The following is a 9468-nucleotide window of genomic DNA, read 5'->3' on the forward strand; positions in this document are numbered from 1 at the left end:
CCCCCGCTTTCCCGCCCCGACCGGTTTGGCTACGCTGCCGTCCCGTCCAGCAAAGGTCCGCGCGTGCTCGACTCATCCCCTCTCATTCCGCCGATGCCGCCTCTTCTGTCGGAACATGCCGGGGGCCTGCGCGTTCTCACGTCCCTGCGGCGCAACGGCTATTCGGCCTTTCCACAGCGTTGCTTCACCCAGCCGGTGGTCAGCCTGCGCGCGCTGGGCCGCCCGCTGGTGCTGGCCGCCGGCCCCGAATCCATGCAGGCGATCCTGACATCGGATGCCGGACATTATCGCCGCATGCGCGTCGGCCAGCGCGTGCTCAGCCCCATCGTCGGGCGCGGCCTGCTGGTCAGCGAGGGCGATACGTGGCGGCGGCAGCGCCGCGCCATGGCCCCGGCCTTCACCCCGCGCACGGTGCCCGTGCTGGCCGGACATATCGCCGCCTGCGCCGAGCGGGGCTGCCGAAACCTGGAGACCGGCGGACCGGTCGACCTGTTCTCGACCATGCGGCGCCTGGCGCTGGATGTCGCGGCGGTTTCCATGTTCTCGCTGGAGATCGGCGCGTTCGACCAGCCTTTGCGTAACGCCGTCACCCGCTTCATGACCGGCATCGGCACGCCCCGCCCTTCCGATTTCCTGCTGCCACCCGGCACGCCGACCCTGCTGGGCTGGCGCCGCGCGCGTTTCCGCCGACAATGGGTGGCATTGATCGGCCAGATCATCGCCGCGCGCCACGCGCAGGCCCCCACCGATGCCCCGCGCGACCTGTTCGACCTGATGCAGACGGCCTTCGGCGACCAGGGCGGCGGCACCACGTCCGAACTGATCGACGAAGTCGCCACCATGATCGTGGCCGGGCATGAAACGACGGCATCGGTCCTGTTCTGGTCCTGCCTGCTGCTGGCCCAGTCCCCCCGATGGCAGAACGAGATCGCGCAGGAAGTGCGGGACAAGGACCTGACGCCGGATGGCGCGGCCTTCTCGCTACCCTCCCTGCACGTCACGACGGCCGTGGTGCGCGAAACCCTGCGCCTCTATCCGCCCGCCTTCATGAGCGGCCGGGAAACCGTGGGCGAAACCGACCTGTGCGGCCATTCCCTGCCCGACAACGCCATGGTGCTGCTGCCCTTCTGGATGCTGCACCGCAACCCCGCCCTGTGGCACGCCCCGGCGCAATTCGACCCCCGGCGTTTTCTGGACCACCCAGATCCCCCGCGCTTCAGCTTCCTGCCGTTCGGTGCCGGGCCGCATGTCTGCATCGGCGCGCAACTGGCCATGACCGAGGCCGTGCTGGTGCTGGCCCGCCTGCTCCAGGATTTCGCGCTCACTCTCGCCGACCACCGGCCGGTGCTGCCGGTCGGGGTGCTGTCGACGCGGCCCAGCCACGCCCCCGCCTTCCGCCTGCGCCGCCGCTGACCTCACCGGCCGGCCACGGCATGCTCCCCACAGCTTTCATCGAGGACGCCGCCATGTCATCCAATCCGCCCGACGCCTTCCATTCCTACCGCCCCGCCACCGGCCACGGCCTGAAGCACGACCCGTTCAACGCCATCGTGGGGCCACGCCCGATCGGCTGGATTTCCTCGGTCGACGCGATGGGCCGGGCCAATCTCGCGCCCTACAGTTTCTTCAACGCCTTCAACTACCAGCCGCCGATCATCGGCTTTTCCAGCATCGGCTGGAAAGACACGGTGGCCAACATCCACGCCACGGGCGAATTCGTGTGGAACCTCGCCACCCTGCCCCTGGCCGGTTCGATGAATCTGAGTTCCGCCGCCGTCCCGCCCGATGTCAGCGAATTCGACCTCGCCAGCCTGGCCCGCCTGCCCTCCACGCAGGTCCGCCCGCCACGGGTGGCGGACAGCCCGGTGCATTTCGAATGCCGCCTGACCCAGATGCTGCAACTGCGCACCGCCGGGGGCGAGGATGTGGAAAGCTGGATGGTCTTCGGCGAGGTGGTGGCGGTGCATATCCGGCGCAGCCTGCTGGCCGAAGGCCGTTACGACACCGCCGGAGCGCAGCCCATCCTGCGCGCCGGCGGCCCCGGCGATTACGCCGCGATCCGGCGCGACGCGATGTTCGATATGGGCCGCCCCACCGAGGAAACCTGGCAGGCCATCCTCTCCCGCCAGCCCTGAACAGGCCCCGACGCGATCAGCGATAAACCAGCCCACCGTCGATCAGGACCGCCTGCCCCGTCATGTAATCGGAATCGGGGCCGGAGAGGTACGACACCAGCCCCGCCACGTCTTCGGGCGTCTGCGCCCGGCCCAGGGCGATGCCATCGACATATTTGCGGAAGGTCGCCCCTTTCTCCGCCCCCGTGATTTCCGAGAAAAGCTGGTCGATCTCGACCCACATGCTGGTCCCCACCACGCCGGGGCAATAGGCGTTCACGGTAATGCCCTTGCTGGCATATTCCTTCGCCGCCGCCTGGGTCAGCCCGCGCACCGCGAATTTCGTCGCCGAATAGACGCCCAGCAGCGCAAACCCGTCATGCCCGGCGATCGAACAGGCGTTGATGATCTTGCCCTTCTGCCCGCTGGCGATAAACCGGTCGGCCGCCGCCTGAATCCCCCACAGCACACCCTGGACATTGATCCGGAAGATGCGCTCCACATCCTCCGGCATCACCGAGGCCAGCGCCTTGACCTGCGCGATGCCGGCATTATTGACCATGATGTCAAAACCGCCCAGTTCCCGCGCGGCATGATCGACCGCCGCCCGCACCTGCGCCCGGTCACCCACGTCAGCCATGAAAATGGTGGCCTTGCGCCCCAGGGCCGCGATTTCCGCCGCCACTTCGCTCAGACCCTCGGCTTTCAGATCGACCAGCGCCACGTCCGCGCCATCCTGTGCCAGACGCAGGGCAATGCCGCGGCCGATACCCTGGGCCGCCCCCGTAACCAGCGCGACCTTTCCCGTGATTGCCATCGTACTCTTCTCCTGTTGAGCCGCGCGTGACGCCGGCTGTCTGCCCTCAGATCGCCATAGGCCGATACCGCACGAAAGAGCGTGCCGCCCCGCTCTCACGTCCTCGTGACAGGCCCGCACAACACCTGTCGCGGTCCTGCGACAGCGGCACGCCGGACACCGGCCAGAACGCACCACGGTTCCGCCCCAATTTTATTTACTACCGCAACAAAACTATAACATGACAGTCCCGACAGGCGAGCGATATAGAGCAGCCATTCGCTCTCGCCCTTGGGAAATCCTCATATGTCCAGATCGTATCCGCACGGTCTCATTCGCGGCGGCCTGATGCTCATGACCGCCCTGTCCCCGATCCCCTTCGCATCCGCGATCGCCGCCCCGGACGATCAGGCCGCACTCCGTGCTTCGCCACATCGGGAAAAAGCGGCGTTCCGACCATCGTCTGCCGAGGAAAGACTGGAAGTGCGCGCCACGCGCAAACCTGTCGGCGGCGGCCTGATGACCGGCCATACCGGCACGACCGCGCAAAGCACGGTGACGAAAGAAGCCTTCGATCTGCTGCGCCCCTCGGCCAACGCCGCGACCCTGGTCGAGACGGTACCAGGCGTGATCGCAACGACAGGCGATCCGACGGGGCTGTTCGACGGCGGGTCGATCTCCATTCGCGGCTTCGACCGGAACCTGATCGGCTTCACTGTCGACGGCGTGCCGATGAACGATGCCAGCACCTACGATTTCGTGCTGACGGCCAACAACGATTCAGAAAATTACTGCAACGTTGTCGTCACCCAGGCGGGCTCCGATCCGCTCTCGCCCCAGCGTGGCGAAATCGGCGGCTCGATGGCTTACCATACCTGTGCACCGACGAAGGCACGCAAGGCGTTCATCGAGCAGACCGGCGGCAGCTACGACCTGGTCAGAACCTTCGCCCGCTACAATACCGGCGCGATGCTGGACGGGCGCCTGACGAACTACATCAGTTTTTCCCGTTCCACCGCCAGCGTCTATAATCAGGACAAGGGCGGCATCCTGAAATATCACGGCGATCTGCGCTCGCATCTCGATCTCGGCGCGGGAAACACGATCGACCTGATGGCATTCCGCGACTACAAATACGGCGGCAAGAACCGGAATGTGACGCTGGCCCAATACAGGGCCTATGGCTACGATAACGGATACGGCACCGATCTGGACTCTTTCCTCGGCCTCAATCCCACGCCGGTGGCCGGCACCGCACAGACGGCGGTCTATGCCAACACCGGGGCCGCTGTCCCCTATACAGCCCATAACCTGCCTTATTACGGCATGATGAATACCGTCGGCGACCGCTGGCTGATCACCCTTGCCGGCCATTTCGCGCCCACGCCGCACACCCGCCTGACGGTTCAGCCCTATTATCATCACCAATATGGCGGAAGCACCGCGGAAACATTGCTGAAGGAGGCGAGCAGCCTGCACCGCGCCGTCGACCTCAACGGCGACGGCGACACGAAAGACGCCGTGGTCGTCAACAGCTTCAGCCAAAGCGCCTTCGACCGGATCGGCAACCTCCTGCGCCTTGAGCAGGATATCGGCCCGGTGACGATCGAGGGGGGATACTGGTTCGAGCGCCTGTTCCAGCATCAATCCAACCCGTTCCAGTCCATCAATGAAGACGGTACGGTGGATGACATCCTGTTCTCCAGCGCCGCCAACCTGCTTCAGGAGGCCACCGGCAGGGTCCTGCAAAACCGGCTCTGGAAAACCGACATGACGACGCACCAGCTTTCCGTTGGTGCGACCGGGCGTTTTTTCCACGACCGCCTGCTGGTCACACTTGGAACACGCTGGCAGCAGAACGCGCGTCGCTTCGAGAACCTGCCCAGCGACCAGGCTCAATCCTATAAATGGTATGCTGTGGAGCGCGACTTCACGCGCATGATGCCCAGTGCCGGCGCCCGCTATTTCATAACGCCCAACCACCAGGTCTTCGCCAGCATCAGCACGGGTCAACGGCTGCCGCCCAATTTCGTGGATCAGCAACTGGTGGACAAGAAGACCGGCGCGATCGGGGCCGCACCCGATATCAGCGCCGAGACCAGCGTCAGCATGGACTGGGGATATCGCTTCCAGCACAAATGGTTCAACATGCAGGTGACCGGCTTCGATATCGAATTTTACAACCGCATCGGCCTGTTCGCCAACCCGTTCGATCCCCTGGCCGCCGCGACCTACGCCAATCTCGGCGGCACACACAACCGGGGAGCTGAACTGGAAATCGGCACGACACCTTGGCGCGGTTTCAGCTTCTACGGTTCGGCCACCTATACCAGCGCGAAAATGGCCGCCGACATTCCCTATCCCTCCGGGGGCACCACGGTCTATCTGCCTACGAAAGGCAAGCAGTTCTATAACACACCGCCATGGATCGGCGTCGCGCAGATGACATACCGCAACGGGCCGGTCAGCGGTTCGCTCCGCGTGCGCTATGTCGGCCGAAGCGACACGACCCTGACGAACGACCAGTCCGCCGCCCCTTACGCGACGGTCGATCTGTCCGTAGGCTATCGCTTCCCCACCGTCACGCTGGCCGAAGGCATCGCCATGAGCGCGCCGAAACTCCTGATCAACGTTACCAACATCTTCAACAAAGGCTATCTGACCCCGACCGGCGGCGTGAACCCCAATTCCTACAATCTGGCCGCGTCCGGGCCGGGCGCCTCCACCCCCACTTACACGCTGGGCTCGCCCCGCGCCGTTTCCGCAACCTTCTCGGCAGAATTCTGAGCCATGGCCCTCACCGCTCCGACGACCCGCCGCCGTGTCCTCTCGGCCATCGCCGGCAGCCTCCTGCCCGCATGCACCGGCCGCGCCGCCCAGATCCCCGAGGTCGGACGCAAGTTCGACGCCAGCGGCGCGGCGCTGCCATTCCGCGGCAATACGATCATCATCCCGCTCGATCGCGGCTCGGCAGCCGCCACGCTGATGGCAACACTGCATGACGCCCTGGCGGACAGTCCGATTGCACGCCAGATCGCCCTGCTTCCCCTCTCGTCATTCCACATGACGGTCTTCGAGGGCGTGAACGACCACGACCGCACCCCTCGGAACTGGCCCGCCGCCCTGCCGATCGACGCGCCGATCGCTACCGCGACGCAGTACGCGACCCGTGCGCTGACCGCCGCCCCGTTCGACTATCCGCAACCCATCGTCATGCGCGCCAGGGGCCTGAGCATCACCGATCGCGGTGTCCGGCTCAATGTCACGGGCTTCGACGACACGCAGGAAGGCGCCATCCGTCACCTGCGCGACGAAATCGCCGCCCGACTGGCAATCCACCGGCCCAGTCACGCCCGGTACAGATTCCACATGTCGCTGGCCTACACGATCGCCCCGCTGGACCCGGACGCGAGAGCCCGGACACAGGCACGCATCGATGCCCTGCTCGCGGAAACACCGGCGGAACGGCGCGCCCTTTCCCTCGGCGCCCCGCGCTTCTGCACCTATGACGACATGCTTGCCTTCACGCCGCTTTTTCCGCTACCGCGCCAGTCATGACAGCTCCGATTCCAGACCTGATTCCATCGGAACGCCGCGTTCTCGAACTGGTCAGACGCCATGGTGCCATTTCGCGTGCCCGCCTGTCTCCCCTGGCCCACGTCACGCCCTCCACGCTGACCCGCGTTGCGGGATCTTTGCTCAATCTGGGTCTGGTACGCGAGGGCGCCCGCCACAATGACGGGCGCAAGGGCGTGCCCGAGCAATTGCTGGAACTCGATCCGCAAGGCGCGATGACCTACGGACTGTCGATCGGCTACAACCACCTGCATCTCATGGCTCTCGACTTCACCGGCCGGATCATTCTCGACCGTGTGGAACCCACCCGCTCCGACGATCCGCAGATCGTCGTCACACATGCCCGTTCGATGCTGGCGGCCCACCGGCCGGTGGCGGCACGATACGCCCGCGTCCTGGGGCTGGGGATCGCACTGCCAGGCGCCTTCACCGAGGGCGGCAGGCGGCGCCTGCCCGTACCGGGCATCGAGCAGTGGGGCACGCTCGACATCACTGGACAATTCGCGGCCATCAGTAACCTGCCAATCTATCATGACAATGACGCCAATGCCGCGGCATTGGCCGAAGCCCTGTTCAACCGAGACCTCTCGGCGGACGGCTTCGCCTATGCCTACCTCACCAACGGTGTCGGCGGCGCCCTGGTCGAAGGCGGGCGGGTCCGACAGGGGCATAACGGCAACGCCGGCGAATTCGGCATGTGCTTCCCGCGCAGCCACGCACGCCCCTCCCCCGAGGATTTCGCGATTTTCCTGGCGGAACATGGGCACGGAGACGGATCGACCGCCGCTCTCGACAGTCTGACACCTCCCGAAGCCTTGGTCGATCAATGGGTCGAACGGGCCGGCCGACAACTCGCGCGCCTGCTCGATACCCTGATCTGGGTGCTGGATCCGGCACAATTCGTCATCGGGGGCACGCTTCCGCTGGATGTACGCCGAAAACTGGCGACCTTCCTTCAGGATGCGCCGCTCGAATCCCTGGAAAACGGACTGAGCAGACCCGCCATTCATGCCTCGTCCCTGAACGGCCCCGTGGCACTCGGCGCCGCTTCCCTGCCCCTGAGTCAGTTTCTGCCCTGACATGGCGGTCAGCCGCCGCACCCGGATCGCCTATTCCGCCGCCCATGGCGGCAAAAGCCTGATCTGGCACGCTGACGAAGTGCTAACCTTTCCCCTCCTGACGGCCATAGCGGGCCTGTCCGCACACGCGGCCGCCATCGTTTTCGCCATATGGTTCGCGGTGGGCGCGTTCGCCGGCTACGGCTTCGGGCGCTTCGACGACCGCAGGCAGGCCCCGGTCCCCCTGTTCGCCCGCGCGTTCTGCCTCACGATCCTGTTCTGCGCCCTGCTCCTCGAAGCCCTGTCGCATGCGCCGATCCCTCTTCTGCTGGCGACGGGCCTGCTGCTGCATCTGGTCTATGCATGGCTCGATGCCCAGGCCAACAGCCTGATCTCCCGCCTGTCGGCCAGCGAAGCCGACCGGCACAGCCTGTCCCGCTGGCGGTCGGCCAGCGGAGTGCTGGCCAATATCGCTGTGACGTTCGTGCTCATGCAGTTCATGGCCAGCCACGACGATACGCTCCGCTGGCCGCTCATGGTGACAGCGGTCGGACTGGCCGCGACCTCCCTTGCGGGCATGGCCGGGTTCCTCTGGCTGCCACACGGACCCGCGCTCATGACCGCCCCCGCCACGCCGCCCGCGTCCGCGACCGTTCTGCCGGTGCCCTGGAAGGGGCTGTTCGTCCTGTTTCTTCTGGCCATCATGGACAATGCGGCCACCCAGGCCATCATTCGCCACGCCGTCGATGCCGGCGCCACCAACGCCTACATCCTTCGCATGGCCGGAGAATTATGCGGAATCACGGCCACCGTTCTGGTTGACAGATGGACCCAGGGCCGCGTGGTCGGCATGCTCGGCATTCCAGCGGCCATCCTGCTGTCCGCCACGGCGATACATGCCTCCGCCAGCTCTGTTGCGGGCATGGACATCCCGCTCTCCTTCGCCTTCGTCATCGGCCTTGGCCACGGCATGAATGTCGTCGGCTTCTGGGCGGCGGTGGCGGCGTGGTCCCCCGCACACAGACAGGCCGAAACCGCCGGCGCCGCCACCTTGCTGTTCCGGCTCGCGCTCTCGCTCGCCAATCTGGCGACATTCCTGACAGTCTGATCCAGGCACAGCCGCCAAAGCGGGTTCCATACCCCCGATCAGACAATAAACCCCGCCACGGCCATCGGCCGTGACGGGGCACAAAACACCAGTCAGCCCGCGTGAGGCACGCCAGCCTCTGTCAGTCGTTACCGCCGAAAGACGGGCGGGTGGATTCGAACAGGAACCAGGTCCGGCGCTCGGTTTCGTCGATCCAGTTTTCCAGCAGGCTCGCCGTCGCCACGTCGCCGCCCTCGTCACAGATCGCATGCACCGCGCGCAGCCGGCCCGTCAGCGCCAGATTATCCTCGCGCAGTTCGGCCAGCATGTCTTCCGGCGTCACATAAAGCGCGTCGTTATCGGCAACCTTGGTCAGGCGGCTGATCTCGCCGATCGAATGCAGCGTCGTCCCCCCCAGCTTGCGCGCGCGCTCGGCCAGCGGGTCGGTCATGGCGAAGATCTGGTCGCTCTGCTCGTCCAGCAGCAGATGGAAATCACGGAAATGGCGACCGCTCATGTGCCAGTGGAAATTCTTGGTCTTGATATAGAGCGCGAACACATCGGCCAGAACGGAGCGCAGACCGGCGGAAATGCCTTCGACCGCCTCTTTCTTCAGATCGGTCGGTGTCCCGAGATAGGTGTGAACATGGGCCTCGCCAGCGGTCAGACCCTTGGACTTGTTCGACATTGTCTTCTCCATGAACATGACGTTCGACAGGCCATGTGGGGAGCGGTCCCGGCATCGGCAACCCCGCCGCCCCGCCGTCATGGAACAATCATATCGGGCATGCGCCTGCATCCCGGCTTCCATGGACCTGAGATAAATCAATACCCTCC

Annotated in this window: 8 protein-coding genes; 6 read left to right on the top strand and 2 right to left on the bottom strand. The window is 65.4% G+C overall.

Translation table 11 applies throughout. From position 1 onward, the window contains the following. Positions 1-1413 (top strand): cytochrome P450 (locus tag ABF821_RS17785; protein WP_415531026.1); only part of this gene is annotated, 1413 nt, incomplete at its 5' end. Between the two features lie 53 nt (positions 1414-1466). After that, the gene (locus ABF821_RS17790; protein ID WP_415531027.1) at positions 1467-2135 is read left to right on the top strand and encodes a flavin reductase family protein; all 669 of its coding nucleotides are present in this window, start codon (positions 1467-1469) and stop codon (positions 2133-2135) included. Between the two features lie 16 nt (positions 2136-2151). Here the strand turns inward: ABF821_RS17790 and ABF821_RS17795 are convergent, their stop codons facing one another. Next, positions 2152-2931 carry an acetoin reductase gene (locus tag ABF821_RS17795; RefSeq protein ID WP_182974837.1) on the bottom strand — a complete coding sequence of 260 codons (780 nt, stop codon included), beginning with the start codon at positions 2929-2931 and terminating at the stop codon, positions 2152-2154. Positions 2932-3216: 285 nt separating this feature from the next. Here ABF821_RS17795 and ABF821_RS17800 point away from each other — a divergent pair, with 285 nt between their 5' ends. From ABF821_RS17800 to ABF821_RS17815, 4 genes are read left to right on the top strand one after another with little or no spacing between them, the layout of a single operon-like run. Further along, positions 3217-5697 carry a TonB-dependent receptor gene (locus ABF821_RS17800; RefSeq protein ID WP_415531028.1) on the top strand — a complete coding sequence of 827 codons (2481 nt, stop codon included), beginning with the start codon at positions 3217-3219 and terminating at the stop codon, positions 5695-5697. 3 nt (positions 5698-5700) lie between these two features. Next, on the top strand, positions 5701-6468 hold the full coding sequence (locus tag ABF821_RS17805; RefSeq protein ID WP_415531029.1) for a DUF1868 domain-containing protein: 768 nt from the start codon (positions 5701-5703) through the stop codon (positions 6466-6468). After that, positions 6465-7565 (top strand): ROK family protein, encoded by a 1101-nt coding sequence (locus tag ABF821_RS17810; protein ID WP_415531030.1) that lies wholly within the window; start codon positions 6465-6467, stop codon positions 7563-7565. Before ABF821_RS17805 ends, ABF821_RS17810 begins: the two co-directional genes overlap by 4 nt. 1 nt (position 7566) lies before the next feature. Further along, positions 7567-8652, top strand: a complete 1086-nt coding sequence (locus ABF821_RS17815; RefSeq protein WP_415531031.1) for an MFS transporter — start codon at positions 7567-7569, stop codon at positions 8650-8652. Between the two features lie 121 nt (positions 8653-8773). On the opposite strand, the gene ABF821_RS17820 is transcribed toward ABF821_RS17815, so the two are convergent. Further along, a complete protein-coding gene (locus ABF821_RS17820; protein ID WP_114727658.1) occupies positions 8774-9319 on the bottom strand; it encodes a Dps family protein in 546 nt (181 codons plus the stop codon). Positions 9320-9468 lie beyond the last annotated feature (149 nt).

It is taken from the genome of Gluconacetobacter sp., from assembly GCF_047721585.1.
Lineage (GTDB): Bacteria > Pseudomonadota > Alphaproteobacteria > Acetobacterales > Acetobacteraceae > Gluconacetobacter > Gluconacetobacter dulcium.

Bases quoted from the DNA above. Each gene is read 5' to 3' on its own strand.
- ABF821_RS17790 (WP_415531027.1), top strand. From the start codon at position 1,467: ATGTCATCCAATCCGCCCGACGCCTTCCATTCCTACCGCCCCGCCACC.
- ABF821_RS17795 (WP_182974837.1), bottom strand. From the start codon at position 2,931: ATGGCAATCACGGGAAAGGTCGCGCTGGTTACGGGGGCGGCCCAGGGT.
- ABF821_RS17800 (WP_415531028.1), top strand. From the start codon at position 3,217: ATGTCCAGATCGTATCCGCACGGTCTCATTCGCGGCGGCCTGATGCTC.
- ABF821_RS17805 (WP_415531029.1), top strand. From the start codon at position 5,701: ATGGCCCTCACCGCTCCGACGACCCGCCGCCGTGTCCTCTCGGCCATC.
- ABF821_RS17810 (WP_415531030.1), top strand. From the start codon at position 6,465: ATGACAGCTCCGATTCCAGACCTGATTCCATCGGAACGCCGCGTTCTC.
- ABF821_RS17815 (WP_415531031.1), top strand. From the start codon at position 7,567: ATGGCGGTCAGCCGCCGCACCCGGATCGCCTATTCCGCCGCCCATGGC.
- ABF821_RS17820 (WP_114727658.1), bottom strand. From the start codon at position 9,319: ATGTCGAACAAGTCCAAGGGTCTGACCGCTGGCGAGGCCCATGTTCAC.